Annotated in this window: 21 protein-coding genes; 4 read left to right on the top strand and 17 right to left on the bottom strand. The window is 65.0% G+C overall.

Going from position 1 to position 25,909, the window contains the following annotated elements:
• Positions 1-5 precede the first annotated feature (5 nt).
• The 3 genes from RTW82_RS29825 to RTW82_RS29815 form a co-directional block, all read right to left on the bottom strand.
• A complete protein-coding gene (locus RTW82_RS29825; protein WP_316927346.1) occupies positions 6-1,013 on the bottom strand; it encodes a two-component system response regulator in 1,008 nt (335 codons plus the stop codon).
• Positions 1,010-4,708, bottom strand: coding sequence for a PAS domain S-box protein (locus RTW82_RS29820; protein ID WP_316927345.1), 3,699 nt, complete (start codon positions 4,706-4,708; stop codon positions 1,010-1,012). The genes RTW82_RS29825 and RTW82_RS29820 overlap by 4 nt, the downstream gene beginning before the upstream one ends.
• A 150-nt stretch (positions 4,709-4,858) precedes the next feature.
• Positions 4,859-5,584 carry a dienelactone hydrolase family protein gene (locus RTW82_RS29815; RefSeq protein ID WP_316927344.1) on the bottom strand — a complete coding sequence of 242 codons (726 nt, stop codon included), beginning with the start codon at positions 5,582-5,584 and terminating at the stop codon, positions 4,859-4,861.
• A 264-nt stretch (positions 5,585-5,848) separates the two neighbouring features.
• On the opposite strand from RTW82_RS29815, the gene RTW82_RS29810 reads away from it, so the two are divergent.
• Positions 5,849-6,451: a hypothetical protein gene (locus RTW82_RS29810; protein ID WP_316927343.1), complete on the top strand. Its 603-nt coding sequence runs from the start codon at positions 5,849-5,851 to the stop codon at positions 6,449-6,451.
• Positions 6,448-7,035, top strand: a complete 588-nt coding sequence (locus RTW82_RS29805; RefSeq protein WP_184490811.1) for a hypothetical protein — start codon at positions 6,448-6,450, stop codon at positions 7,033-7,035. The genes RTW82_RS29810 and RTW82_RS29805 overlap by 4 nt, the downstream gene beginning before the upstream one ends.
• Before the next feature lie 200 nt (positions 7,036-7,235).
• Here RTW82_RS29805 and htpG read toward each other — a convergent pair whose 3' ends face one another.
• The 4 genes from htpG to RTW82_RS29785 form a co-directional block, all read right to left on the bottom strand.
• Positions 7,236-9,134: a molecular chaperone HtpG gene (gene htpG / locus RTW82_RS29800; protein WP_316927342.1), complete on the bottom strand. Its 1,899-nt coding sequence runs from the start codon at positions 9,132-9,134 to the stop codon at positions 7,236-7,238.
• A gap of 134 nt (positions 9,135-9,268) precedes the next feature.
• Positions 9,269-10,510, bottom strand: coding sequence for an MFS transporter (locus RTW82_RS29795; protein WP_316927341.1), 1,242 nt, complete (start codon positions 10,508-10,510; stop codon positions 9,269-9,271).
• A 47-nt stretch (positions 10,511-10,557) separates the two neighbouring features.
• The gene (locus RTW82_RS29790) at positions 10,558-11,001 is read right to left on the bottom strand and encodes a PaaI family thioesterase (RefSeq protein ID WP_021216861.1); all 444 of its coding nucleotides are present in this window, start codon (positions 10,999-11,001) and stop codon (positions 10,558-10,560) included.
• The gene (locus RTW82_RS29785) at positions 10,998-11,453 is read right to left on the bottom strand and encodes a PaaI family thioesterase (RefSeq protein WP_021216860.1); all 456 of its coding nucleotides are present in this window, start codon (positions 11,451-11,453) and stop codon (positions 10,998-11,000) included. Before RTW82_RS29785 ends, RTW82_RS29790 begins: the two co-directional genes overlap by 4 nt.
• Positions 11,454-11,589: 136 nt before the next feature.
• On the opposite strand from RTW82_RS29785, the gene RTW82_RS29780 reads away from it, so the two are divergent.
• Together RTW82_RS29780 and RTW82_RS29775 are read left to right on the top strand one after the other, a co-directional pair.
• Complete coding sequence (locus tag RTW82_RS29780; protein ID WP_184490808.1) at positions 11,590-11,820, top strand: hypothetical protein; 231 nt, start codon at positions 11,590-11,592, stop codon at positions 11,818-11,820.
• Positions 11,821-11,952: 132 nt separating this feature from the next.
• Positions 11,953-12,243 carry a hypothetical protein gene (locus RTW82_RS29775; protein WP_021216858.1) on the top strand — a complete coding sequence of 97 codons (291 nt, stop codon included), beginning with the start codon at positions 11,953-11,955 and terminating at the stop codon, positions 12,241-12,243.
• Between the two features lie 91 nt (positions 12,244-12,334).
• On the opposite strand, the gene RTW82_RS29770 is transcribed toward RTW82_RS29775, so the two are convergent.
• The 10 genes from RTW82_RS29770 to sdhA all read right to left on the bottom strand — a co-directional run bounded on the left by RTW82_RS29770 (position 12,335) and on the right by sdhA (position 25,906).
• Positions 12,335-12,724, bottom strand: a complete 390-nt coding sequence (locus RTW82_RS29770; RefSeq protein WP_021216857.1) for an MAPEG family protein — start codon at positions 12,722-12,724, stop codon at positions 12,335-12,337.
• On the bottom strand, positions 12,721-13,473 hold the full coding sequence (locus tag RTW82_RS29765; protein ID WP_021216856.1) for a DUF599 domain-containing protein: 753 nt from the start codon (positions 13,471-13,473) through the stop codon (positions 12,721-12,723). Before RTW82_RS29765 ends, RTW82_RS29770 begins: the two co-directional genes overlap by 4 nt.
• Positions 13,474-13,667: 194 nt before the next feature.
• Entirely contained in the window at positions 13,668-14,981 is a 1,314-nt protein-coding gene (gene brnQ, locus RTW82_RS29760) for a branched-chain amino acid transport system II carrier protein (protein ID WP_316927340.1), read from the bottom strand.
• 278 nt (positions 14,982-15,259) lie between these two features.
• Positions 15,260-16,147, bottom strand: coding sequence for a succinate--CoA ligase subunit alpha (sucD, locus tag RTW82_RS29755; RefSeq protein WP_021216854.1), 888 nt, complete (start codon positions 16,145-16,147; stop codon positions 15,260-15,262).
• Positions 16,147-17,313 (bottom strand): ADP-forming succinate--CoA ligase subunit beta, encoded by a 1,167-nt coding sequence (gene sucC / locus RTW82_RS29750; RefSeq protein ID WP_021216853.1) that lies wholly within the window; start codon positions 17,311-17,313, stop codon positions 16,147-16,149. The genes sucD and sucC overlap by 1 nt, the downstream gene beginning before the upstream one ends.
• A 201-nt stretch (positions 17,314-17,514) precedes the next feature.
• Entirely contained in the window at positions 17,515-18,951 is a 1,437-nt protein-coding gene (gene lpdA, locus RTW82_RS29745) for a dihydrolipoyl dehydrogenase (RefSeq protein WP_021216852.1), read from the bottom strand.
• 89 nt (positions 18,952-19,040) lie between these two features.
• Positions 19,041-20,273, bottom strand: coding sequence for a 2-oxoglutarate dehydrogenase complex dihydrolipoyllysine-residue succinyltransferase (odhB, locus tag RTW82_RS29740; protein ID WP_316927339.1), 1,233 nt, complete (start codon positions 20,271-20,273; stop codon positions 19,041-19,043).
• Between the two features lie 44 nt (positions 20,274-20,317).
• The gene (locus RTW82_RS29735; protein WP_184490804.1) at positions 20,318-23,149 is read right to left on the bottom strand and encodes a 2-oxoglutarate dehydrogenase E1 component; all 2,832 of its coding nucleotides are present in this window, start codon (positions 23,147-23,149) and stop codon (positions 20,318-20,320) included.
• Between the two features lie 250 nt (positions 23,150-23,399).
• Complete coding sequence (locus RTW82_RS29730) at positions 23,400-24,107, bottom strand: succinate dehydrogenase iron-sulfur subunit (RefSeq protein WP_031286833.1); 708 nt, start codon at positions 24,105-24,107, stop codon at positions 23,400-23,402.
• A 26-nt stretch (positions 24,108-24,133) separates the two neighbouring features.
• Entirely contained in the window at positions 24,134-25,906 is a 1,773-nt protein-coding gene (sdhA, locus tag RTW82_RS29725; RefSeq protein ID WP_316927338.1) for a succinate dehydrogenase flavoprotein subunit, read from the bottom strand.
• Positions 25,907-25,909: the final 3 nt, after the last annotated feature.

Here is a 25,909-nt window from a genome sequence, read left to right as displayed (position 1 = left end):
GGCGGCTACGCCACCCGCCCTTCGGCCCAGCGTTCCTTCACCTCCAGCACCGCCGGCATCTGGTTGATGAACAGCTCCACCAGGCTCGGATCGAAGTGGCGGCCGCTCTGCTCGCGGAGGAAGGCGATGGCGTCCTCCACCGACCAGGCCTTCTTGTAGGGGCGCTCGCTGGTGAGGGCGTCGAAGACGTCGGCGATGGCGACGATGCGCCCTTCGATGGCGATCTCCTCGCCCCGCAGGCCATTGGGGTAGCCGCTGCCGTCCCATTTCTCGTGGTGGGTCAGGGCAATGCTGCGGGCCATGCGCAGCAGGCCGCTTGGGTGCTCACCGATGATCTCGGCGCCGATGCGCACGTGCTCGCGCATCACCACCCATTCGTCATCGTCCAGCTTGCCGGGCTTGCGCAGCACTGCATCGGGGATGCCGATCTTGCCGACGTCGTGCATGGGCGCGGCGTTGAGCAGGTCTTCGCAGGCGGCTTCGCTCCAACCCAGGGCGCGGGCGAGGATGCGCGCGTAGTGGCTCATGCGGATGACGTGCAGGCCGGTCTCGTTGTCCTTGTATTCGGCGGCCAGGCCGAGGCGCTGGACGATCTGCAGGCGCGTCTGCTTGAGCTCGTCGAGGCGCACCAGGGACAGGTGGGTGCGCACCCGCGCACGGACGATGGGCGGGCTCACCGGCTTGGTGATGTAGTCCACCGCGCCCACTTCGAAGCCGCGTGCTTCGTCTTCGACATCGGCCAGGGCGGTGACGAAGATCACCGGGATGGAGGTGGTGGCTTCGTCGGCCTTGAGCCGCGCACAGACTTCGTGACCGGTCATGCCCGGCATCATCACGTCCAGCAGCACCAGGTCCGGCGCCTCGCGCTGGGCCAGTTCCAGGGCCTTGGCCCCGTCCTTGGCGAACAGCAGGCGGTAGTCGTCCTGGAGGATGTGGCGCAGCACCTGGAGGTTGGTGGGCTCGTCGTCCACCAGCAGCAGGCAGAGGCGGTTGTCCTGGGGGGTAGCGGTCATGCGGAAATCTCTCCCGTTTCGAGCCAGGCCAGCAGGTCGTGGAGGTGCCGCAGCGCCTGGTCGAAGTCGAAATCATCCATGGCGCCCTGCAGGTCCTGCAAGCGCGAATGCCCGGGCCGGCCTTCCAGGCCCTGGCGCAGGGTCTCCAGCGCGGCGTCGTCGAGCCCGCCACGGGCGAGTTCCTGGGCCAGGGCACGGCCGGCCTGGATCAGGGGGGTGAGGTCCACCGGGCCCGAGGCAGCCGGCACCGCGGCGCTGCCGGGGAACAGCGGCAGCGCGTCGCGTACCGTGTCCAGCACCCGCTCCAGGGTGTGCAGCAGCGGCTCCAGGTCGGCCAGCTTGCCGGACAGCCCGCAACGCTCCAGGTCACCGGCGCAGCTGGCCATCTGGCCCAGGCCGAGGTTGGCGGCGGCGCCGCGCAGGCGGTGGGCGATGGCCGCCACATCCGCCAGGGCCTGGCGTTCCAGCGCCGCGCGCAGCTGGGCGAGCAGGTCGTCCTGCTCCTTGAGGAAACGGGCGATGGCGGCGGCCATCTGCACCGGGCCGCCCCAGAGGTCCTTGCCGCGGTTCCAGTCGAACAGCGCGGCCACCTCGCGTTCCAGGGGCACGGTGTCGATGACGACGGCCTGTCGGCCCTCCAGCAGGCGGGCCATCTCGGCCACCAGTTCGGGGACGTCCAGGGGTTTGCTGGCGAAGCCGTTCATGCCGGCATCGAGGGCGTTCTGCCGATCACGGTCGAGCACGCTGGCGGTCAGGGCGATGATGGGCACCGGCGGGCGCCCTTCGCGGCGTTCGAAGCCACGGATCAGGCTGGTGGCTTCCAGGCCGTCCATGCCGGGCATCTGCACGTCCATCAGCACCAGGTCGAAGGTTTGCGCGGCAAAGGCCTCGACAGCCGCGCGGCCGTCGCTGACGCCACTCACTTCGTGGCCGAGGCGCTTGAGGTTGATCTCCAGCAGTTCGAGGTTCTGCGCCACGTCGTCGGCGGCGAGGATGCGCAGGCGCGGCAGCTGCGGGATCGCCACCGGGCGCTGCTCGCCCTGGCGCACCTGGGCGCCACGGCCGAGGGGGACCTCGACTGTGAATACGCTGCCCTCGCCTTCGCGGCTCTGCACGCGGATGTGCCCGCCCATGAGCTCCACCAGCTGCCGGGAGATGGTGGTGCCCAGGCCCGTACCGCCGAAGCGCCGGCTCATGGAGGCGTCGGCCTGGGCGAAGGGGTCGAAGATCTTTTCCAGGCGGTCCTCGGCGATGCCGATGCCGGTGTCGTGGATGGCCAGGCGCAGGGCGCCGGGGGCTCCGTCCACCACCAGGCGCACCTGGCCACGCTCGGTGAACTTGACGGCGTTGCCCAGCAGGTTGGTGATCACCTGCTGCAGGCGCAGCGCGTCACCCTTGAAGAAGTCACCCAGGTGCGCGGCGTACTCCAGGTGCAGCGCCAGGCCCTTTTTCTCGGCGCCCAGGCGCTGGGCCGCGCAGACCTGCTCGCAGAGCTCGCGCAGGGAAAAGTCCAGGTGCTCCAGCTCGATGGCGCCGCGATCCAGCTTGGCGGTGTCGAGGATGTCGTTGAGCAGCCCCAGCAGCGAGCGCGAGGAGTGCTGCACGGTGCGCAGGTGGCGGCGCTGGCTCTCGCTCAGCGGTGTGTCCAGCAGCAGTTCGGAGAAGCCGATGATGGCGTTCATCGGGGTGCGGATCTCGTGGCTCATGTTGGCCAGGAAGCTGCTGCGCGCCGCTGCGGCCTGTTCGGCACGATCGCGGGCGTTGCGCAGGTCCTGCTCCATGATCCGCCGGGGGGTCAGGTCGGTGGCCAGCTTGAGCACCTTGAAGGGGCGGCCGTCGGCGTCGAGGATCGGGTTGTAGGTGGCCTGGATCCACACGTCCTGGCCGCCCTTGCCGAAGCGCCGGTATTCGCCGGAGCGGAACATGCCCTGGCGCAGGTCCTGCCAGAAGCGGGCATAGCGCTCGCTGGCCACCAGTTCGGGGTCGCAGAAGAGGCCGTGGTGCTGGCCGAGCAGTTCCTCGCGGGAATAGCCGAAGAGGTCGAGGAAGTTTTCGTTGACCTCCAGCACGTGGCCATCGAGGTCGTACTCGATCATCGCCATGGCCTTGCTGATGGCGTTGACCTTGCCTTCGTACTCGGCGTTGCGCAGCTTGGTCTCGGTCTGGTCCAGCAGCACGCCATCGACCCAGCGCGCCTGGCCCTGGTCGTCGAGTTCGACGCTGCCGCTTTCCCATACCCAGTGCTCCTGGCCCGCGCGGTCCAGCAGGCGGTACTCCACCACATAGCTGCGGCCCTTGCGGGCGGCGGCGTAGACCTCGTCGGCGACACGTTCGCGGTCGTCGGGGTGGGCCAGTTGCGCGAGGGTGCATCGACGGGCGATGAAGTCATCGGCCGGCCAGCCGGTGAGGCGCTCCACCGCGTCGCTGATGAACAGGGTGGTCCAGTCGTCGTCCAGGAGGCAGCGGAAGGACACGCCGGGGATGTTGCGGATCAGCGAGCGGTACTGCTGCTCGCTGTCGCGCAGGGCGGCCTCCATGCCCTTGCGCTCGCTGATGTCGGCGACGAAGACCACGAACCAGGGCCGGCCCTCGCGGTGGGAGACGCCGAGGCTGAGGCGCACGGGGATCTCGCGGCCATCACGGGTCAGCCCGACCAGCTCCAGCTCGGAGCCGGAAAGGCGGCTCTCGCCGGTGCTGCGGTACTGCTCCAGCGCGCGTTCGAGGTCCCGTGAGTAGGCGCTGGGCAGCAGCACGCTCATGTGCTGGCCGATCAGCTCCTCGGGGGGCCAGCCGAACAGGCCGAGCACCGCGTGGTTGACCGAACGCACCACGCCTTCGTCGTCGATGGTGAAGATGGCCTCGAAGGCCGCGTCCAGCAGCGAGGACAGGTGGCTGCGCCCGGCCTCCAGCTCGCGGAACAGGTGGCGATAGCGCAGCAGGCCATTGGCGGCACCAACGAACACGCTGAGGGAAATGGTGGCCATGGCCACGGCCAGCGCCAGGTAGAAGCTGCCGCGCACGCCCTGGGGCATGGCGAACTCCTCGGTGCCGACGAAACGCGCCGCCGCCATGCCGGTGTAGTGCATGCCGGCGATGGCGAGGCCCATCACCGTGCCGCTGACGACGATGGCCGGGACGCCGCCGAGGTGGCGGCGCAGGCCGAAGCGCACCCACAGGGCGATGATCGCCAGCACCACCGCCACCAGGATCGACAGGGCGAAGCCCCAGGGGTCGTAACGCAGCAGCGGGGCCATCTGCATCGCCGCCATGCCGCTGTAGTGCATGGCACCGATGCCGGCCCCCACCAGCACACCGCCGCCGATGAACTGCACGGCGCTGACCTGGTTGCGCGCCAGCAGGTTCAGCGCCACCCAGGAGGCGAACAGGCTGGGCAGCACCGAGAGCACGGTGACGGCCGGGTCGTAGCGCACCGCGGCGCACAGCTGGAAGGCCAGCATGCCGATGAAGTGCATGGCCCAGACGCCACCGCCCAGCGCGGCGGCGCCGGTGATGATGGCCACCTGGCGATACAGGCGGCTGCTGCTGAGGCGCGCGACGCCGGCCAGTTGCAGGGCCATGCCGGAGGTGAAGATGGCGATCAGGACCGACAGCAGCACCATCCAGGGGTCGTGCTGGCCGAAGACCAGCAGGCTGGGCTGGTTGGCATCAAAGAAGAACGGGGACAGATCGGGCATCGAATCCGGGTCTCGCGGGCGGGGCGGGCATCTGGAGAATCAACACGGTCGCGGCCCGTCAGTCAATGTCGGGCCGGCCAGTGGATATGCGCGCATGACCGGCAAAATGCCATCATCCGCGTGCGAATGCAAAACCACCTGTCCGGCCGGTCAGGTGAAGACTTCGTCCAGCAATGCATCCATGGCCGCGAAGGCCCGCCGGGCGACCCGCGGGTTGTACTCGGCCACGCCGGGGCGCTTGGCCTCGGGGTCGGTGAAGGAGTGCACGGCGCCACCGTAGCTGAGCAGTTGCCAGTCCACCCCGGCGGCACTCATCTCGGCGGCGAAGGCCGGCAGCTGCTCACGGGGCACCAGCGGGTCGGAGGCGCCGTCGAGCACCAGCACCGCGCCCTTGATGCGCTTGGCGTCGGCGGGGTCGGGCGTATCCAGCGCGCCGTGGAAGGAGACGAAGGCCTTGAGGTCGGCGCCGGCGCGGGCCAGCTCCAGGGCACAGGTGCCACCGAAGCAGAAGCCGAAGGCGGCCTGGCGGGCCGGGTCGATATTCACCGCGTGCTGTTCGCGCAGGGCCTGCAGCGCGGCGACCATGCGCCGGCGCAGCAGCTGGCGGTCTTCCTTGAGCGGTGCCATGGCGGCCCCCGCTTCGTTGGCACCGGCAGGCCGCACCCCGGCGCCGTAGAGGTCGACCACCAGCACCACCCTCCTCTCCTCGGCCACCTGGCGCGCGGTGTCGATGGCGCTGTCGGTGATGCCGAACCAGTTGGGCGCCATCAGCAGGGCCGGCCGCGGGTCTTCGACATTGGGGTCATAGACCAGTTGCCCCTCGAAGACCTGGCCGTCGACTTCATAACTGATGGCATGGGCGCGGATCTGACTCATGGATCACCTCGTTTACCGTGGATGGGATCGGCCGTCCGCTCTGGCCTGGGGCTTCTGGCCCAAGCGCAGGAGCTTAGCCGTGCTTGGCGGCGAACGCACGGATTGGCTGACGATTGCTCGGCCCGGGAACTGCGGGACCGATCGCGTTTCGGGGGCAAGAACGGAACGGCGACTTGCGATTGCGCCATCAGAACGGCATCATCCCGCCGCCGGTTTTCCGGCACCGATGATTTCCAACCAAATTCTTCTCACAAGGAGCGTGATATGAAGGGGCCTTTCGCCGCTGTCCTTCTTTCCCTGTCCCTGCTGGGTGGCTGCGTGACCGTGCCCCAGGGCACCGACTTCCCCGCCCCCGACAAAGCCGCCAGCCCTGCCCAGCAGAGCGTCGCCCTGGCTCCGGTCGAAGTGACCGACAAGACCTTCGTCAAATGGAATGCCGGGCAGACCCAGTCCAGCGGCATGACCCTGAGCCTGGGCAACTACCTGAAGGCCAGCAACCGCTTCAGCAACGTGCGCATGCCCGGTCAGACCCTCGCAGCCGATGACCAGGTGCTGTCGTTCAGCTTCGACACCTACAACGTCCACCGTCGCCCCTATGGCGGTTACTTCCCCTTCGCCCTCGTCACCCTCACCGGCTACATCTGGTTCGGCGGTACCTCCCACATCGACGAATCCAACGTCAGTGGCCGCCTCCAGGTGAGCGATGCCCAGGGCAAGCTGCTGCACAGCTACCAGACCCACCAATACGGCGAGCGCAGCATCTCGCTTTATTCCATGGGCCCGGTGAACGGCAGCCCCGAGCGCCAGAGCGCCGTTGCCGACCTGCTCGACCAATACCAATCCGATCTTGGAAAACAAACCAAATGACCCAGTTCCTGCGTATCACCACCCTCTTCCTGGGCCTGGCCCTGCTCACCGGCTGCGCCGGCTTCCGCTCGGGCGAAACCGCTGACCTCGGCACCTGGCCGCAAGCCAAGGAACAGAAGCCCTCGCTGCGCTACGTGGTGGAAGGCAAGGTCAAGATGAACGACGTCGATGGCGCCGTGCAGCCGGCCACCGTGAAGGCCTGGTCCGACATCACCGGCAAGGCGTACAAGGAATCCAACCTGTTCTCCTCGGTCAACGAAGGCTTCGGCGACGCCGACATCACCGCCGAAGTGAAGGTGACCAACGACGGCCACGGCAGCATGGCGCTGGCCTTCATCAGTGGCCTGACCCTGATGGTGATACCGTCCACCGCCGAAGATCGCGTGATCACCCAGACCACCTACCGCAACCGCGACGGCAAGGTGCTGGCCGAGGTGACCAAGCAGGACAGCGTGCGCACCTGGATGCAGATCCTGCTGTTCCCCGGTGTCGTGGTCGCCAACCCCTTCAGCAAGATCAACCAGATCCACTACGACAACAACAAGGCGACCATCCTCGACGCCAGCAAGAACGGCGTGTTCTGAACGCCCGCTGTCTAGTCCTGAAAAAGGCCCGCACTTGCGGGCCTTTTTTCGTTTGGGGTGATGTGCCGGCGAATAGGTGAGCCTGGGGCTTTGCAATGGTGGGTTTCGCTGCGCTCTACCCACCCTACGAAGAGCACCGTCATTCTGCGCCCATGAAAAAGGCCCGCTGATGCGGGCCTTGTTCTTAAGCCTTGCAAGCCTTAGGCGGAGAGTTCCACCAGCAGCTTGTTGAGGCGGCGCACATAGGCGGCCGGGTCCTTGAGGCTGTCGCCAGCGGCCAGGGCAGCCTGGTCGAAGAGGATGTGCGAGAGCTCGCCGAAACGGTCTTCGTCCTGCTCGCCATCGAGTTTCTCGATCAGCGGGTGGGCCGGGTTGAACTCGAAGATCGGCTTGGAATCCGGGACCTTCTGGCCGCTGGCTTCGAGGATCTGGCGCATCTGCAGGCCGAGGTCCTGTTCGCCGATGGCGAGGATCGCCGGGGAGTCGGTCAGGCGGTGCGAGACGCGCACTTCCGAGACTTCCTCGCCGAGGGCGGTCTTGAGGCGCTCGACCAGCCCTTCCTTGGCCTTGGCGACTTCTTCCTGGGCCTTCTTGTCCTCTTCCGAGTCCAGCTTGCCGAGGTCGAGGTCACCGCGTGCCACGTCGGCGAAGTGCTTGCCGTCGAACTCGGTGAGGTAGCTCATCAGCCACTCGTCGATGCGGTCGGTGAGCAGCAGCACTTCGATGCCTTTCTTGCGGAAGACTTCCAGGTGCGGGCTGTTCTTCACCTGGGCGTAGGATTCGCCGGTGAGGAAGTAGACCTTGTCCTGGCCTTCCTTCATGCGGCCGATGTAGTCGGCCAGGGAGACGCTCTGCTCGCCGCTTTCGTCGCTGGTGGAGGCGAAGCGCAGCAGGCCGGCGATCTTCTCCTTGTTGGCGAAGTCTTCCGCCGGGCCTTCCTTGAGGACCTGGCCGAAGTTCCTCCAGAAGCCCTTGTATTGCTCGGGTTCGTTCTTGGCCAGCTTCTCCAGCATGTCCAGCACGCGCTTGGTCAGCGCGGACTTCATGGAGTCGACCACCGGGCCGGTCTGGAGGATTTCGCGGGAGACGTTCAGCGACAGGTCGTTGGAGTCGACCACACCCTTGATGAAGCGCAGGTACAGCGGCAGGAACTGCTCGGCCTGGTCCATGATGAACACGCGCTGCACGTAGAGCTTGAGGCCACGCGGCGCTTCACGCTGGTACAGGTCGAACGGCGCACGGGCCGGGACGTACAGCAGCGAGGTGTATTCCAGCTTGCCTTCAACCTTGTTGTGGCTCCAGGACAGCGGGTTTTCGAAGTCGTGGGCGACGTGCTTGTAGAACTCCTGGTATTCCTCGTCCTTCACCTCGGTGCGCGGACGGGTCCACAGGGCACTGGCGCGGTTGACGGTTTCCCACTCGACCTCGGCCGGAGCGTCTTCGCCGTGGTGTTCCTTCGGCAGCTCGATGGGCAGGGCGATGTGGTCGGAGTATTTCTTGATGACGTTGCGCAGGCGCCAGCCATCGGCGAACTCTTCTTCGCCGCTCTTCAGGTGCAGGACGATACGGGTGCCGCGCTCGGCCTTCTCGACGCTGGCGATGTCGAACTCGCCCTCGCCTTTCGACGACCAGTGCACGCCTTCGCTGGCGGCGAGACCGGCACGGCGGCTGTAGACATCGACCTTGTCGGCGACGATGAACGCGGAGTAGAAGCCCACGCCGAACTGACCGATGAGGTGCGAGTCCTTCTTCTGGTCGCCGGAGAGGTTCTTGAGGAAATCGGCGGTACCGGACTTGGCGATGGTGCCGAGGTGGGCGATGACTTCATCGCGGCTCATGCCGATGCCGTTGTCTTCGAGGGTGACGGTCTTGGCGTCCTTGTCGAAGCTCACGCGGATCTTCAGCTCGGCGCCGCCTTCGAGCAGCTCGGGCTTGGCCAGCGCTTCGAAACGCAGCTTGTCGGCGGCGTCGGAGGCGTTGGAGATCAGCTCGCGCAGGAAGATTTCCTTGTTCGAGTACAGGGAATGGATCATCAGGTGAAGCAGTTGCTTCACTTCGGTCTGGAAGCCCAGGGTTTCTTTTTGAGTCTCCACACTCATGGTCATCTAACTCCACGGATGATTAGGCCGCGACTGCGGCGGATGTCACCCAGATGGGGGCTAGCTGTTCAATTTCAAGGGCTTGCACTGAGACGGCCGACGACCGCCTGGGTAGGCGGTCGTGGCGGGATGGCTCAGGGTTCGAGCAGCTCGATGCGGGCGATTTCTTCGGGGCGCAGCACGAAGCTGGCCTCGCCCTGCCCGGAGATGTTGCGGCGGATGATGATCTGGCCGTCGGCGTTGATGCCGTTGAAGCGCCCTTCCGCCAGGCTGCCACGCTGGGTCTGCACGCGCATGGTGAGGTTCTGGTAGTGGTTGGGGTTGTTCAACAGGCGCTCCAGGGAGAAGCGCAGGCGGCGATCGGCCGGGCGCGAGGGGCGTTCGGCGGGTGCGGGCTCGGCGTCGGCGGTTTCGGCCTTGGCCTGCACGCTGGGCAGCGGTGGGAAGTGGTCGCCCTTGATGGCCCAGCCGCGCAGGTCGCTGCGGGTGAATTGCAACGGCAGGTGCTGGGTGCTGCCGTCGATGCGCGCGTCCACTTCCAGCTCCAGTTCCCGTGCCGGCAGGCTTACCGCCGGGAGCCGCGCAAGTTCGACGTTGCGGGTGGCGAAACGGCGCTGCAGGTAGTCACGGGCGACATGCTGCAGGGTGTCCACGGAATCGTGGCGCAGGTCGACCTGGCCGTCCTGGTAGCGCAGGCGATCGGTGAACAGTTCGACTTCACCGCTGAGGGTGGTCTTGAATTGCGGCGGCAGCACCAGGTGGAAGGCGCCGGCGAGCACGTTCGGGCCCTGGCGCTTGAGGTCCAGGTGCAGGGTGTAGCCCTTGGCCAGGCGCCGCGCTTCGGGCAGTTCCTGCTCCGGCAGCAGCCAGCTGATTTCCACTTCCGGCTTGCTGCCGGGGTCTTCGGGCAGCACGTCCAGGCGCAGCTCGCCTTCGGGTTGCTGCGCCAGGCGGATGCTTACCTCGCGCCGGGCGAAGAAGTCCTGGCCTTCACGCAGGCTCAACACGCCGTCGATGAGCTCCGCCTGTTGCGGCTGGAACGGCTGGCCGTTGAGTTCGCCACGCAGGTGGATGGCCAGCTCGCTGGGCTCCCGGCGTTCGCCCTTGAGCCATTCGAGGTTGACGATGGCGTGCAGGCGCTCGGGGTCGCGGTAGGCCAGCAGGGTCAGCCCGACGATCAGCGGGATGAAGCCGAGGGCAACGAGCATCACCGCCTTGCGCGCAGTGCGCCAGTGCGCGGCGATATAGCCGAGGGTGATTGGCGGCAACAGGCTGCCGATTCCCCACAGCAGGCTGGTACCGAAGGCGAGCATGACCAGCCAGACGAGACCGGCGAGGATCAGCAACAGCCCGCCGAGGATCAGTAGTGCATCCATCCAGGATTCCTTGATGCAGGACCGGGCGCATGGTGCCCGGCCACGGGTCAGGGTTCGTCGACCTTGAAGTGGGCACGGGCGGTGGCGATGGGCTCGGTCTGGTTGGTCTGCCAGGCGGTGATGGCGACGTTGGCGACGCGGCGCCCCTGTCGCCAGACCTGGCAGGTGGCGAAGGTGTCACGATAGTGCCCGGCGCGTAGGTAATCTATCGAGAAGTCGATGATTTTGGGCAAATGTGGGATGCCCATGAACATCAGCAGGTGGAGCATCGCGGCATGCTCCATGAAGCCGGCGATGACGCCGCCATGGATGGCCGGCAGGGTCGGGTTGCCGATGTTGTCCTTGTTGGCCGGCAGGCGGAACACCATGTCCTCTCCCAGGCGCAGGCATTCGATGCCCAGCAGCTTGGCGTAGGGGATCAGGCACACCAGCGAGTCGTAGTCGTTCTTGTCGTGGGCTTCGCGCACCAGGGCGTCGAGGTCGAGCTTCATGCCGCACCTCCCTTCTTCAGCTGGCTGGGCTTGCCCATGCGCATGAAGGCGCCGACCACGTGGGCGATGGGCTGTTCGGGGTCGTCCTGGTAGGCGTAGCCACGGGTGAAGATGACGTTCGGCGTGACGCGGTAGCACTCGGCAAAGCCGTAGACGTCCTTGTTCGGTTCGGCCGGGTGCATGTAGTCGATGCGCAGGTCGAGGGTCGGGCAGATCTCGAACTCGGGCAGCACACAGACGGTGGAGATGCCGCAGGTGGTGTCCATCAGGGTGGTGATGGCGCCGCCATGGATGACGCCGGTTTCCGGGTTGCCGATGATCTGCTCGCTGTAGGGCAGGCACAGGGTCAGGCCCTTGCTGTCGGCGCTCTGTACCCGCAGGCCGAGCACCTGGCAATGGCGCAGCACCGAGAGGAAGCGCTGGGCGTTGTCGAGAATGGGGTTGTCGCTCATCCGGTGGTTCCATGGCGTTGGCGTGAAGGCGCGCATGATACCGCGCGGCCCGCCGCTGGGGCGATCCGGCTGAACTTCGAGGGCCAGGGAGGCTCGAAAGGTCGTCGTGCAACCACCAAGACCTAGGAGAATTCCCATGCACAAGTCCTATGCCTATGCGCTTCTGATCGCCACCAGCCTGGGCCTCGCCGCCTGCGACAAGCCGGCCGACGACAAGGCTGCGCAGCCGAGCGAAACCCCGCCCGCCGCCACCCAGCCGGCCCCCAGCGGTGCACCGCAGACCCCGGCACCGGCACCGACCCCGGCCGCCCCCACCACCGCTCCCGAGCCCGCTCCCCAAGGCGGCCAGCCCAGCGGCCAGCAGTAACCCCCGCTCTCCGCCAGCCCCTGCTACCCCGGGGCTGGCGGCATACCGAGGAACTAAAGCGAAACGCCTGGGCTCCAAAACGGCACGAGGTGAAGCCACTCACCCGATCCATGTCGAACCAGGAGAAACACCGTGCGCAAGACCCTTTCCTATGCCCTGATGCTGGCCTTTACCCTGGGCCTGGCAGCCTGCGAAAAAACCCCGGAAGACAAGATGGAGTCGGCCAAGGAGTCGGCGTCCGAAGCGATGGAGTCCCTGGGGGATGCCGCCAAGGAAAGTGGCGAGGCGGCCGAGCAGAAGGCCGATCAGCTCACCGGCCACGAACCTACCGCGGGCGAGAAGGCAGAAGATGCCGCCGACGATATCGGCGATGCCGTGGAAGGTGCCGGCGACGAAGCCAAGGACGCCATCGACGGCAAGTGAGCCGCGCAGCAATCGCCATAACGCAAAGGCCCGCATGATGCGGGCCTTCTTGTATCTGCGAGGTGCCTTCAGTAGCCGATGAACAGCGTGATCAAAGCACCGGGCTGAGCATCAACAGCAGGCAGCAGACCAGCCCGACGACCCATACCAGGCTGCGCAGCAGGTGGATGTCGTTCCAGTAGAGGAACAGGTAGATCACCCTGGAGACGATGAACACCAACGCCAGCAGGTCGATCAGCCAGCCACGGGTGTCTGTGGTATGGGCCATCAGTACACCGGCGGCGAACAGCGGGAAGATTTCTAGGCTGTTGAGGTGCGCCCCCAGCGCGCGACCGCCGAAGCCGGTCAGACGGGATTGCTGAGCCCGGGGGTGGTGATTGTCATAGCCGCCACCCTCCTCCTTCATGGCCCTGGCCACGGGAATCTTGGCGATGTAGATCAGCAGGGCAGCGAAGAATACGCACCAGAACGGAATACTCATTCGTTTTTCTCCTTCGGCGGTTCCACCGCCTGTGTCGTCGGGGTGTACACCATCACCTCTAGCACAGCGGAGTGGAACTCGCGTCGGTACAGCACGAAAACCACACCCGCGGTGATCAGCATGAAGAACCAGGGATTGATGAACCAGGCGAGCATGGCCAGGCCGAAGTAGTAGCTGCGCAAGCCCAGGTTGAACTGGTTGGCGGCGAGGGAGATGACCCGCGCGGTGCGCGTGGCGAAGTCCTTGCGCTCCTGCTCGCCGACGTTGCGCTCGCCGATCATCGGCGCCGAGCCCACCAGCACGGCGGCGAAGTTGTACTGGCGCATGCACCAGCTGAAGGTGAAGAACGAGTAGACGAACACCACGGCGATGGCCAGCAGCTTGAGTTCGGACATGCCACGGCTGGCCGGCTCGACATAGGGCAGGTCGGCGAGGATCGAGACGGCGCGGTCGGTAGAGCCGAGCACGGTGAGCACGCCGGCGAGGATGATCAGGGTGCTGGAGGCGAAGAACGAGGCGTTTCGCTCGAGATTGCCGATCACGCTGGCGTCGGCGATGCGGTTGTCGCGCAGCAGCAGGCGGCGCATCCAGTCTTCGCGGTACAGGTGCATGACGGAGGCGAGGCAAGGGGTGTCCCTGCCCTTCCAGGTGGCGTAGCGGGTGTAGCCGCCCCAGCAGAGGGTGAACCAGAGGATGGCCAGCAGGTTCCACAGGGCGTGGAAGTCGATCAGCTCGGAGATGTCGTTCATGGGTGTCCTGCGCCGGTTCGTGGCCGGCTGGGGTCCGGGGAAATGGAAAACGGCAGGTAGACGCCACCAGGCCCCGTGGAAGACACCCCATGGCGACGATTGCGCGCCGCGAACCCATTTTCCTATGGACGCGGTGCCATGGCGACCATGAAAAAGGCCGCCCGAAGGCGGCCTCTGATACAGCGTACGCTGGCTCAGGCCGGCGCGACGGCGGGACGGCCGGCCAGACGGTCGACGATGACGGCCAGTACCAGTACCACCAGCACCGGCAGCAGCCAGGCCAGGCTCTGGCTGGAGAGCGGCAGGTGCTCGATGAAGGACGGCACCAGCGACTTGAAGCCGGCGGCGCCCAGGCCATCGATAAGGCCGAAGAGCAGCGCGACCAGCATGGTGGGCACGAAAACGCGGCGCGACGACAGCCATAGGCGGTCGCACAGGCTCAGCGCCACCAGGACGATAGCCAGGGGGTACAAACCGACCAGCACGGGCACCGAGAAGGCGATCAGTTGGGTCAGCCCCTGGTTGGCCACCAGCAGGCTGAACGCGGCGAGCCCGAGCACCACGGTGCGGTAGGAGACCGGCAGGATGCGGCTGAAGAACTCGCCGCAGGCGGTGAGCAGGCCCACGGCGGTGGTCAGGCACGCCAGGGTGATGACCACGGCCAGCAGCAGGCTGCCGATGGTGCCGAAGGTGTGCTGCACGTAGGCGGTGAGGATCTGCACGCCGTTCTGGGCCTCACCGGCGATGCCCTGGCTGGTGGCACCGAGGTAGAAGAGCGCGAGGTAGACAATGGCCAAGCCAGAGGCGGCGATGATGCCGGCGATGACCGAATAGCGGGTGACCAGGCCTGCGTCCTCGACGCCGTGGTCGCGGATGGCGGTGGCGATGACGATGCCGAATACCAGGGCGCCCAGGGTGTCCATGGTCAGGTAGCCCTGCAGGAAGCCTTCGACCAGCGGCGCGGCCTGGTAGGCCTGCGAGGTGCTGCCGATGGGGCCCGCCGGCATGCTCAGGGCGGCGCCGCCGAGTACCAGGAGTGCCGCCAGCAGCACGGGGGTGATGAACTTGCCGATGCTGTCGACCAGCTTGCCGGGGTTGAGGGCCAGGAACAGCACAGCTACGAAATACAGCGCGCTGTAGATGAACAGAGCGATACCGCTTTCACCGGTGAAGGGCGCCACACCCATCTCGAAGGAGACCACGGCAGTACGCGGAGTGGCGAACAGGGGCCCTATGGCCAGGTACACGGCTACCGCGAAGGCCAGGCCGGCGGCCTTGCCGAGCGGCGCGGTCAGGCGGTCCATGCCGCCACCGACGCGCGCCAGGGCGACCACGGTGAGCAGCGGCAGCCCGACACCGGTGAGCAGGAAGCCCAGCGCGGCGCGCCAGACGTTGTCGCCTGCGGCCATGCCGGCGCTGGGCGGGAAGATGATGTTGCCGGCGCCGAGGAACAGCGCGAATGTCATGAAGCCGAGGGCCAGGAGGTCCGAGCCTTTCAAACGAGTCATAGGGGGGAATACCACAGGCAGAATTTCATAGTTTCAGAGGGTTTCCCCGGGGTATGGGAAACGTCATCCATCCGTTTTGGGATCGACCATGGGTGCCCGTTACCTGCCCTTGTGGAGCCTGGCGAGCTTGAGGGGTGCAAGACTAGCGATTTGTGCAGCGGACCGGCACTGACATGCATCAGCCTGTCGACTGGAATTAACTATCTGTCGCCTGGAGGACAGGCACAGGACAAACACAAAGGCCACCCGAAGGTGGCCTTTGCTCAGTTCGGAAAGCCTTAGGCCTTCTTCACTTCCCAACCGGTCAGCTCGGCCAGGGCCTTGCCGATGTCAGCCAGGGAACGCACGGTCTTCACACCCGCGTCCTGCAGGGCGGCGAACTTCTCGTCCGCAGTGCCCTTGCCGCCGGAGATGATGGCGCCAGCGTGGCCCATGCGCTTGCCGGCCGGAGCGGTGACACCCGCGATGTAGGACACCACCGGCTTGGTCACGTTGGCCTTGATGAAGGCAGCGGCTTCTTCTTCAGCGGAACCGCCGATCTCACCGATCATGACGATCGCTTCGGTCTTCGGGTCTTCCTGGAACAGCTTCAGGATGTCGATGAAGTTGGAGCCCGGGATCGGGTCGCCACCGATGCCCACGCAGGTGGACTGGCCGAAGCCGGCGTCAGTGGTCTGCTTCACGGCTTCATAGGTCAGGGTGCCGGAGCGCGACACGATGCCTACTTTGCCCGGCAGGTGGATGTGACCCGGCATGATGCCGATCTTGCACTCGCCGGGAGTGATCACGCCCGGGCAGTTCGGGCCGATCAGGCGTACGCCCAGCTCGTCGCACTTGACCTTGGCTTCCAGCATGTCGATGGTCGGGATGCCTTCGGTGATGCAGACGATCAGCTTGATGCCGCCGAAAGCCGCTTCGAGGATGGAATCCTTGCAGAACGGAGCCGGAACGTAGATCACCGAAGCGTCAGCGCCGGTGGCTTCCACGGCTTCCTTGACGGTGTTGAACACCGGCAGGCCGAGGTGGGTGGTGCCGCCCTTGCCGGGGGTCACGCCGCCGACCATCTTGGTGCCGTAGGCGATGGCTTGTTCGGAGTGGAAGGTACCCTGCGAGCCGGTGAAGCCCTGGCAGATTACTTTGGTGTCTTTATTGATCAGGACGCTCATTACTTACCCTCCGCGGCCTTGACGACCTGCTGGGCAGCGTCGGTCAGGCTGGTCGCAGCGATGATGTTCAGACCGCTTTCGGCCAGGACCTTGGCGCCGAGCTCGGCGTTGTTGCCTTCCAGGCGGACGACCACCGGGATCTTCACGCCGACTTCTTTCACTGCACCGATGATGCCTTCGGCAATCATGTCGCAACGAACGATACCGCCGAAGATATTCACCAGAACGGCAGCGACGTTGCTGTCGGACAGGATGATCTTGAAGGCTTCGGTCACGCGCTCTTTGGTAGCACCGCCGCCGACGTCGAGGAAGTTGGCAGGCTTGCCACCGTGCAGGTTGACGATGTCCATGGTGCCCATGGCCAGGCCAGCGCCGTTGACCATGCAGCCGATGTTGCCTTCCAGCGCGACGTAGTTCAGTTCCCACTTCTGCGCATGGGCTTCACGAGCGTCGTCCTGGGACGGGTCGTGCATGGCGCGCAGCTTGGGCTGACGGTACATGGCGTTGCTGTCGATGTTGATCTTGGCGTCCAGGCAGTGCAGGTTGCCGTCGGCCTTGATCACCAGCGGGTTCACTTCCAGCAGGGCCAGGTCGTAGTCCTGGAACAGCTTGGCCAGGTTCACGAAGATGTGGGTGAACTGCTTGATCTGGTCGCCTTGCAGGCCCAGTTGGAAGGCCAGTTCACGACCTTGGTAAGGCTGAGCGCCGACCAGCGGGTCAACGGTGGCCTTGAGGATCTTCTCGGGGGTCTCGTGAGCGACTTTCTCGATGTCCACGCCACCTTCGGTGGACGCCATGAACACGATACGGCGGCTGGAACGGTCTACCACGGCGCCCAGGTACAGTTCCTTGGCGATATCGGTGCAGGACTCAACCAGGATCTTGGTGACCGGCTGGCCATTGGCGTCGGTCTGGTAGGTCACCAGGCGCTTGCCGAGCCAGTTGGCGGCGAACGCCTTGGCGTCGTCCTTGCTCTTGACCAGCTTTACGCCGCCCGCTTTACCGCGGCCGCCGGCGTGGACCTGGGCCTTGACGACCCACTCGCTGCCACCGATTTTTTCGCAGGCTTCTGCGGCTTCTTCCGGGGTGTCCACGGCGAAGCCCTTGGATACGGGCAGGCCGTATTCAGCGAACAGCTGCTTACCCTGATATTCGTGGAGATTCATGCTTGTCTACCGTCTTCGTTTGGGTATTGCCCATTCGGCGCTGCATTCGTGGTGCCGCGCCACCTGTGACTGCTTAAAGGCAGTCCGGCGGGCTTTCCGCGGTGAGCCCCTGGGGACTCACGACGGGTAGCCCGCCGTGGTTCTTCTTTCAGGAATCCGCTGGAGATGCCACGCACAGGCGCGGCATCACCGGCTGATTTCTCAACGCTTCTTGCGGTTGGCGATATGGATCGCGTGGCCGTTGACGGCCAGGGCCGCTTCGTGCAGCGCTTCGGACAGGGTCGGGTGCGAGAAGACCATCATGCCCAGGTCTTCGGCGCTGGTGCCGAATTCCATGCCGATGGCGCCCTGCTGGACCAGTTCCGCAGCGCTTGGGCCGATCACGTGGACGCCCAGGACGCGGTCGGTCTTGGCATCGGCGATGACCTTGACCAGGCCGGTGGTGTCGTTGGCAGCCATGGCACGGCCGCTGGCCGCGAAGGGGAAGGTACCGACGTTGATTTCGACGCCTTCGGCCTTCAGGGACTGCTCGGTCTTGCCGACCCACGCGATTTCCGGGTGGGTGTAGATCACCGACGGGATCAGGTCGTAGTTCATCTGGGCTTTGTGGCCGGCGATACGCTCGGCGACCATGATGCCCTCTTCCGACGCCTTGTGAGCCAGCATGGCGCCACGGACCACGTCACCGATGGCGAAGACGCCCGGAACGCTGGTCTTGCAGTGGTCGTCGACATAGATGTAGCCACGCTCGTCGAGGGTGACACCGCTGTCGGCAGCCAGCAGCTCGGTGGTGACCGGACGACGGCCAACGGCAACGATCAGCTTGTCGAACACCTGCTTCTGCTCGCCTTCGGCGTCGGTGAAACTGACGGTGACCTGCTTCTTCTTCACTTCGGAACCGGTGACGCGAGCGCCCAGGCGGATCTTCAGGCCTTGCTTGGTCAGGACCTTCAGGGCTTCCTTGGCGATCTGCTCGTCAGCGGCCGGCAGGAACTTGTCCAGGGCTTCGAGCACGGTGACTTCGGCGCCCAGGCGGGCCCAGACGGAACCCAGCTCGAGACCGATCACGCCAGCGCCGATGACGCCCAGCTTCTTCGGTACGGCCTGGAAGTCCAGGGCACCGGTGGAGTCGACGATGACGTCCTGGTCGACCGGGGCCGGCGGGATGTCGACCGGACGCGAGCCGGACGCGAGGATCACGTTCTCGGCCTGGACGATCTGGGTCTTGCCGTCGGAACCGGTGACTTCGACCTGCTTGTTGGCCAGCAGCTTGCCGTGGCCTTCCAGCAGGGTGACGCCGTTGGCCTTGAACAGGGTGCTTACACCGCCGGTCAGGTTCTTAACGATGCCGTTCTTGCGGGCGACCATGGCCGGTACGTCGATGCTGACGCCCTTGGCTTCGATGCCGTGGATTTTGAAGCCATCGACGGCCTCGTGGTACTTGTAGGAGCTGTCCAGCAGCGCCTTCGACGGAATGCAGCCGACGTTCAGGCAGGTACCGCCCAGGGCGATCTTGCCGTCCTTGTCCTGGTATTTCTCGATGCAGGCGGTTTTCAGGCCGAGCTGGGCCGCCTTGATGGCCGCAACGTAACCGCCGGGGCCCGCACCAATCACTACCACGTCGAATTTCTGGGTCATAACGTTCTCCTAAGCCTCGAGCTTCAAGCGGCAAGCCACAGGCCGGGCTGCGATGTTCTGCAGCTTGCGGCGTGTGGCTTGCAACTGATTTAGATGTCCAGCAGCAGACGAGCCGGATCTTCCAGCAGGTTCTTGATGGTCACCAGGAAGCTGACGGCTTCCTTGCCATCGATCAGACGGTGATCGTAGGACAGAGCCAGGTACATCATCGGGCGGATGACCACTTGGCCATTGATGGCCATGGGACGCTGGATGATGTTGTGCATGCCGAGGATGGCGGCCTGCGGCGGGTTGACGATCGGGGTCGACATCATCGAACCGAAGGTGCCGCCGTTGGTGATGGTGAAGGTGCCACCGGTCATCTCGTCGATGGACAGCTTGCCGTCACGGGCCTTCTTGCCGAAGGTGGCGATGCCGTTCTCGACTTCGGCCAGGCTCATCAGCTCGGCGTTGCGCAGGACCGGAACCACCAGGCCACGGTCGCTGGAAACGGCTACGCCGATGTCCTGGTAGCCGTGGTAGACGATGTCGTTGCCGTCGATCGAGGCGTTGACGGCCGGGAAGCGCTTCAGCGCCTCGACGGACGCCTTGACGAAGAAGGACATGAAGCCCAGGCGCACGCCGTTGTGGGTCTTCTCGAACAGGTCCTTGTACTTCGAACGCAGGGCCATGACTTCGGTCATGTCGACTTCGTTGAAGGTGGTCAGCATGGCCATGGTGGACTGTGCTTCGACCAGGCGCTCGGCGACCTTGGCACGCAGGCGGGTCATCGGGACGCGCTTCTCGACGCGGTCACCCGCGGCGAAGACCGGGGCCTCGGCGGCCGGAGCAGCAGCCTTGGCAGCCGGGGCGGCGGCCGGAGCGGATTTCTTCGCTTCGACGGCAGCTACCACGTCTTCCTTGGTCACGCGACCGCCTTTGCCGGTGCCGGCGATGCTGTTCGGGTCGATGCCGTTCTCTTCGGCCAGCTTGCGAGCGGCCGGGGAGAGGATGGCGTCGTCACCACCAGCAGCAGCAGCCGGAGCGGCGGCCTGGGCAGCGGCAGCCGGGGCTGCAGCGGCGGCAGGAGCAGCGCTGGCGGCGCCACCTTCGGTCAGTTTGCCCAGCAGTTCGCCGCTGAGGACGGTGTCGCCCTCGTTCTTGACGATTTCAGCCAGCACGCCGTCGGCTTCGGCCAGTACTTCAAGCACTACCTTGTCGGTCTCGATGTCGACGATCAGCTCGTCACGCTTGACGGCCTCGCCCGGCTTCTTGTGCCAGGTGGCCACGGTGCCGTCGGCAACCGATTCCGGGAATGTAGGGGCTTTGATCTCGATAGCCATTTGTATGGGTTCCTATCTAATTCGGTTTCTTCTGCACGAAGGCGTTAAACAGTAAAGGCATCTTGCAGCAGTTTTTCCTGCTGCTCGGCGTGCATCGAGGCATAGCCGCAGGCCGGAGAGGCCGAGGCGTCACGCCCGGCGTACTCGAGGAACAGGCCTTTGTTGTGGGCTGCCGCGACACGACGCATGTGATGCTGGCTGCAGTACCAGGCGCCCTGGTTCATCGGCTCTTCCTGGCACCAGACGATGTGCTTGAGGTTCTTGTACTGGGCAAGAACTTCGGCCAGGTCGTCTTCCGGGAACGGGTACAGCTGCTCGATACGCACGATGGCGATGTCTTCACGGCCTTCGGCACGACGTTTTTCCAGCAGGTCGTAGTAGACCTTGCCGCTGCACAGCACCAGACGCTCGACTTTCTTCGGATCGATCGAGTCGATCTCGTTGATCACGGTCTGGAACGAGCCTTCGGCCAGATCTTCCAGGGTCGAGATGGCGAGCTTGTGGCGCAGCAGGGACTTGGGCGTCAATACGACCAACGGCTTGCGCAGCGGGCGGATCACCTGGCGACGCAGCAGATGGTAGATCTGCGCCGGGGTGGTCGGCATGCACACCTGGATGTTGTGCTCGGCGCACAGCTGCAGGTAACGCTCCAGGCGCGCGGAGGAGTGCTCCGGGCCCTGCCCTTCGTAGCCGTGCGGCAGCAGCATGGTCAGGCCGCAGAGACGACCCCACTTGTGCTCGCCACTGGTGATGAACTGGTCGATCACCACCTGGGCGCCGTTGGCGAAGTCACCGAACTGGGCTTCCCAGATCACCAGCGCGTTGGGCGTGGTGGTGGAGTAGCCGTATTCGAATGCCAGTACGGCTTCCTCGGAGAGGTAGGAGTCGTAAAGCTCGAAGCTCGGCTGGTTGTCGAACAGGTTCTGCAGGGGCAGGTAGGTACCGGCGTCCTTCTGGTTGTGCAGCGCCGCATGGCGGTGCGAGAAGGTGCCGCGACCCACGTCCTGGCCGGTGATGCGAACCGGGTGGCCTTCGAACAGCAAGGTGGCGTAGGCCATGGTTTCGGCGTAGCCCCAGTTGATCGGCAGGCCGCCGGCGCCCATCTTCTGGCGGTCTTCGAGGATCTTCGAGACCTGACGCTGGACGACGAAGCCTTCCGGGATCTCCAGCAGCTTGGCGGAGAGTTCCTGCAGGGTCTTGAGCTCGAAACGGGTGTCGTGGCGAGCGGTCCAGGTGTGGCCCAGGTAGGGACGCCAGTCGACGAAGAGCTCCTTGTTGGGCTCCTTGACCAGGCTCTTGACCACGTGCTGACCGTTGTCCAGGGCGGTGCGGTACTCGTCGATCTTGGCCTGCACGCGATCGTCGTCCAGCACGCTGGATTGGATCAGGGCATCGGCATAGAGCTCGCGAGTGGTGCGCTGCTTGGCGATCTGCTGGTACATCAGCGGCTGGGTGCCGCTCGGCTCGTCGGCCTCGTTGTGGCCGCGACGGCGGTAGCAGACCAGGTCGATGACCACGTCACGCTTGAACTGCATGCGGTAGTCGACGGCCAGCTGGGTGACGAAGAGCACGGCTTCCGGGTCGTCGCCGTTCACGTGGAAGATCGGCGCCTGGATCATCTTCGCGACGTCGGTGGCGTACTCGGTGGAGCGCGAGTCGTCCTGACGGCTGGTGGTGAAACCGACCTGGTTGTTGATGACGATGTGTACGGTACCGCCGGTGCGGTAGCCGCGGGTCTGCGACATCTGGAAGGTTTCCATGACCACGCCCTGGCCCGCGAAGGCGGCGTCGCCGTGGATGGAGATCGGCAGCACCTTGTCGCCGGCCTTGTCCTGGCGGCGATCCTGACGGGCACGCACGGACCCCTCGACCACCGGGGAGACGATCTCCAGGTGGGACGGGTTGAACGCGAGCGCCAGGTGGACTTCACCACCCGCGGTCATGACGTTGGAGGAGAAGCCCTGGTGGTACTTCACGTCACCGGAGGACAGGCCTTCGACCTTCTTGCCTTCGAACTCGTCGAACAGGTCGCGCGGGTTCTTGCCGAAGGTGTTGACCAGTACGTTGAGGCGGCCGCGGTGGGCCATGCCGATGACGATTTCCTTGGTGCCGTAGGAGCCGGAACGCTGGATGATCTCGTCCAGCATCGGAATCAGGCTTTCGCCGCCTTCCAGGCCGAAACGCTTGGTGCCCGGGTACTTGGTGCCCAGGTACTTTTCCAGGCCTTCGGCCGCGGTCAGGCGCTCGAGCAGGTGGCTCTGCACTTCGGCGGAGAACGCCGGGCGGCCACGCACGCTTTCCAGGCGCTGCTGGAACCACTTGCGCTGGTCGGAATCGACGATGTGGGTGAACTCGGCACCGATGGTGCGGCAGTAGGTCTGCTGCAGCGACTGATGGATCTCGCGCAGGGTCGCCTCTTCCTTGCCGATGTAAAGCTCACCGGTACGGAAGGTGGTGTCGAGGTCAGCATCGGTCAGGCCGTAATGGTTGATCGACAGATCGGCCGGCACCTTGCGCTGCCAGAGGCCGAGGGGGTCGAGCGTCGCCGCCTGATGGCCGCGCATGCGGTAGGCCTGGATCAGACGCAGGACTTCGACCTGCTTTTTCTCGTGCTCGCTGCTTACGCTGCCAGCCGATACGGGCTGCGCGCGGCGCTGGTTCTTGGCGAGCAGGACGAAGTGGTCGCGAACAGTAGAATGCGATACGTCGGTGGCGGTGTTACCGTCGGCCGGCAACTTCTGGAAGTAGGTGCGCCACTCTTCGGGCACAGCGTTGGGATCGTGCAGGTAAAGCTCATAGAGCTCTTCCACATATGCAGCGTTGCCACCGGATAGGTGGGCGCTGTTCCACATGCGCTGCATTACGCTTTCTTGCATGCTTGGTCACCCTCGGTAAGGGGACACCACCGGCGTGGAATCAGCATCGTGGCTTCAATAGTCCTGGCACAGCGACTCGGTAAAGCCACCAAGGATCCCGCAGATAGTCCGGGCACCAGCCCGGTTGCCCCTGCTGGTCATCTATATATTTTCAAGTAAGGACCGCCGCTTTGTGAGCTGCTGTCCTGGTTTACTGCTGCGCCGGTAGCAAACCGGCGCCACAGGTATTACGGGTAAAGCATGAAGCGCATCAAGTACCGCTTTGCAGCAGCATGTGACGTACGTGGCCGATCGCCTTGGTCGGGTTCAGACCCTTGGGGCAAACGCTCACGCAGTTCATGATGCCGCGGCAGCGGAACACGCTGAACGGATCGTCCAGCGCGGCCAGACGCTCTTCGGTCTTGTTGTCGCGGCTGTCGGCCAGGAAACGATAGGCCTGCAGAAGCGCAGCGGGACCGAGGAACTTGTCCGGGTTCCACCAGAAGGACGGGCAGGAGGTCGAGCAGCAGGCGCACAGGATGCACTCGTACAGACCGTCCAGCTTCTCGCGCTCTTCCGGCGACTGCAGACGCTCGATCGCCGGGGCGGGCGTGTCGTTCTGCAGGAAGGGTTTAACCTTCTCGTATTGCTTGTAGAAGATGCTCATATCAACGACGAGGTCACGGATGACCGGCAGGCCGGGCAGCGGGCGGATCACCAGCTTGCCGCCCTTGAGGCCGGCAGCGGAGATCGGCGTGATGCAGGCCAGGCCGTTCTTGCCGTTGATGTTCATACCGTCGGAACCGCAGACGCCTTCACGGCAGGAACGACGGTAGGAGAAACCCTCGTCCTGTTCCTTGATCAGGGCCAGCACGTCCAGGACCATGATGTCCTTGCCGCCGGTGTCGACCTGGAAGTCCTGCATGAAGGGCGCAGCGTCCTGGTCCGGGTTGTAGCGATAAACGCTGACTTTCAGAATGTTGGCTTGCGACATATCAGCCACCCTTAATAAGTACGTACTTTGGGTTCAAACGCAGGAACGGTCTTCGGCGCGAAGTTGACGTCGCGCTTGGTGACGCGCTTCTCACCCGGGTAGTACAGGGTGTGGCACAGCCAGTTCTCGTCATCACGCTCTTCGAAGTCTTCGCGGGCATGCGCGCCACGGGACTCCTTGCGGACCTCCGCTGCGATCGCAGTTGCCTCGGCCACTTCGAGCAGGTTCTGCAGCTCCAGCGCTTCGATACGCGCGGTGTTGAAGGCCTGGCTCTTGTCAGCGATCTTGACGTTGGCGATGCGCTCGCGCAGGTCGGCCAACTGGGCGATGCCCTTCTGCATGTACTCGCCGGTGCGGAACACACCGAAGTAGTTCTGCATGCAGTTCTGCAGTTCTTTACGCAGCGGAGCCACGTCTTCGCCGCTGCTGCGCTCGTTGACGCCGGACAGGCGCTTGAGCGACAGCTCCAGGTCGGTTTCCGAAGCACCACGGTGCTCGATACCTTCCTTGAGGGCTTTTTCCAGGTGCAGACCGGCAGCGCGACCGAATACCACCAGGTCGAGCAGCGAGTTGCCGCCCAGGCGGTTGGCACCGTGTACCGACACGCAGGCGACTTCGCCGACCGCGAACAGGCCGTCGATGATGACGTCCTTGCCGCTGGCATCCTGGGTGATGGCCTGGCCATGAATGTTGGTGGCAACGCCGCCCATCATGTAGTGGCAGGTCGGGATCACCGGTACCGGAGCGACGACGGGGTCGACATGGGCGAAGGTCTTCGACAGTTCGCAGATACCCGGCAGGCGGCTGTGCAGCACTTCCTCGCCCAGGTGGTCGAGCTTCAGCAGTACGTGGTCCTTGTCCGGGCCACAGCCGTTGCCGGCCAGTACTTCCTTGACCATAGAGCGGGCGACCACGTCGCGACCGGCCAGGTCCTTGGCGTTCGGAGCGTAACGCTCCATGAAGCGCTCGCCATGGGCGTTGATCAGGTAGCCACCCTCGCCACGGCAACCCTCGGTCACCAGCACGCCAGCACCGGCGATACCGGTCGGGTGGAACTGCCACATTTCGATGTCTTGCACCGGCACGCCTGCACGCAGGGCCATGCCGATGCCGTCACCGGTGTTGATCAGGGCGTTGGTGGTGGACGCATAGATGCGGCCAGCGCCGCCAGTGGCCAGCACAACGGCCTTGGAGCGGATGTAGACGGTCTCGCCGGTCTCGATGCAGATGGCGATGATGCCGACCACGGCGCCATCCTGGTTCTTCACCAGGTCGACGGCGTACCACTCGTTGAGGAACGAGGTGCCGTTCTTCAGGTTGGCCTGGTACAGGGTGTGCAGCAGGGCATGACCGGTACGGTCGGCGGCAGCGCAGGTACGCGCAGCCTGGCCACCCTTGCCGAAGTCCTTGGACTGGCCACCGAACGGACGCTGGTAGATGCGGCCTTGCTCGGTACGGGAGAACGGCAGACCCATGTGCTCCAGCTCGAACACGGCTTCCGGGCCGACGGAGCACATGTATTCGATAGCGTCCTGGTCACCGATGTAGTCGGAGCCCTTGACGGTGTCGTACATGTGCCAGCGCCAATCGTCGTTCGGGTCGGCCGAAGCGATGGCGCAGGTGATGCCGCCCTGAGCGGAAACGGTGTGCGAGCGGGTCGGGAAGACCTTGGTGACCACGGCAGTCTTGTGGCCGCCTTGAGCCAGTTGCAGCGCAGCACGCATGCCGGCGCCGCCGCCACCAACGATGATGGCGTCGTAGGAAAGAGTACGAATGCTAGACATGGA

Source organism: Pseudomonas sp. zfem005 (assembly GCF_032621735.1).
Lineage (GTDB): Bacteria > Pseudomonadota > Gammaproteobacteria > Pseudomonadales > Pseudomonadaceae > Metapseudomonas > Metapseudomonas solani.
The sequence above is the reverse complement of the archived record's forward strand: the minus strand, read 5'-3'. Positions and strand labels throughout refer to the sequence as shown.

Coding starts and splice junctions, on each gene's coding strand:
- RTW82_RS29825 (WP_316927346.1), bottom strand. CDS start 1,013: ATGACCGCTACCCCCCAGGACAACCGCCTCTGCCTGCTGCTGGTGGAC.
- RTW82_RS29820 (WP_316927345.1), bottom strand. CDS start 4,708: ATGCCCGATCTGTCCCCGTTCTTCTTTGATGCCAACCAGCCCAGCCTG.
- RTW82_RS29815 (WP_316927344.1), bottom strand. CDS start 5,584: ATGAGTCAGATCCGCGCCCATGCCATCAGTTATGAAGTCGACGGCCAG.
- RTW82_RS29810 (WP_316927343.1), top strand. CDS start 5,849: ATGAAGGGGCCTTTCGCCGCTGTCCTTCTTTCCCTGTCCCTGCTGGGT.
- RTW82_RS29805 (WP_184490811.1), top strand. CDS start 6,448: ATGACCCAGTTCCTGCGTATCACCACCCTCTTCCTGGGCCTGGCCCTG.
- htpG (WP_316927342.1), bottom strand. CDS start 9,134: ATGAGTGTGGAGACTCAAAAAGAAACCCTGGGCTTCCAGACCGAAGTG.
- RTW82_RS29795 (WP_316927341.1), bottom strand. CDS start 10,510: ATGGATGCACTACTGATCCTCGGCGGGCTGTTGCTGATCCTCGCCGGT.
- RTW82_RS29790 (WP_021216861.1), bottom strand. CDS start 11,001: ATGAAGCTCGACCTCGACGCCCTGGTGCGCGAAGCCCACGACAAGAAC.
- RTW82_RS29785 (WP_021216860.1), bottom strand. CDS start 11,453: ATGAGCGACAACCCCATTCTCGACAACGCCCAGCGCTTCCTCTCGGTG.
- RTW82_RS29780 (WP_184490808.1), top strand. CDS start 11,590: ATGCACAAGTCCTATGCCTATGCGCTTCTGATCGCCACCAGCCTGGGC.
- RTW82_RS29770 (WP_021216857.1), bottom strand. CDS start 12,724: ATGAGTATTCCGTTCTGGTGCGTATTCTTCGCTGCCCTGCTGATCTAC.
- RTW82_RS29765 (WP_021216856.1), bottom strand. CDS start 13,473: ATGAACGACATCTCCGAGCTGATCGACTTCCACGCCCTGTGGAACCTG.
- brnQ (WP_316927340.1), bottom strand. CDS start 14,981: ATGACTCGTTTGAAAGGCTCGGACCTCCTGGCCCTCGGCTTCATGACA.
- sucD (WP_021216854.1), bottom strand. CDS start 16,147: ATGAGCGTCCTGATCAATAAAGACACCAAAGTAATCTGCCAGGGCTTC.
- sucC (WP_021216853.1), bottom strand. CDS start 17,313: ATGAATCTCCACGAATATCAGGGTAAGCAGCTGTTCGCTGAATACGGC.
- lpdA (WP_021216852.1), bottom strand. CDS start 18,951: ATGACCCAGAAATTCGACGTGGTAGTGATTGGTGCGGGCCCCGGCGGT.
- odhB (WP_316927339.1), bottom strand. CDS start 20,273: ATGGCTATCGAGATCAAAGCCCCTACATTCCCGGAATCGGTTGCCGAC.
- RTW82_RS29735 (WP_184490804.1), bottom strand. CDS start 23,149: ATGCAAGAAAGCGTAATGCAGCGCATGTGGAACAGCGCCCACCTATCC.
- sdhA (WP_316927338.1), bottom strand. CDS start 25,906: ATGTCTAGCATTCGTACTCTTTCCTACGACGCCATCATCGTTGGTGGC.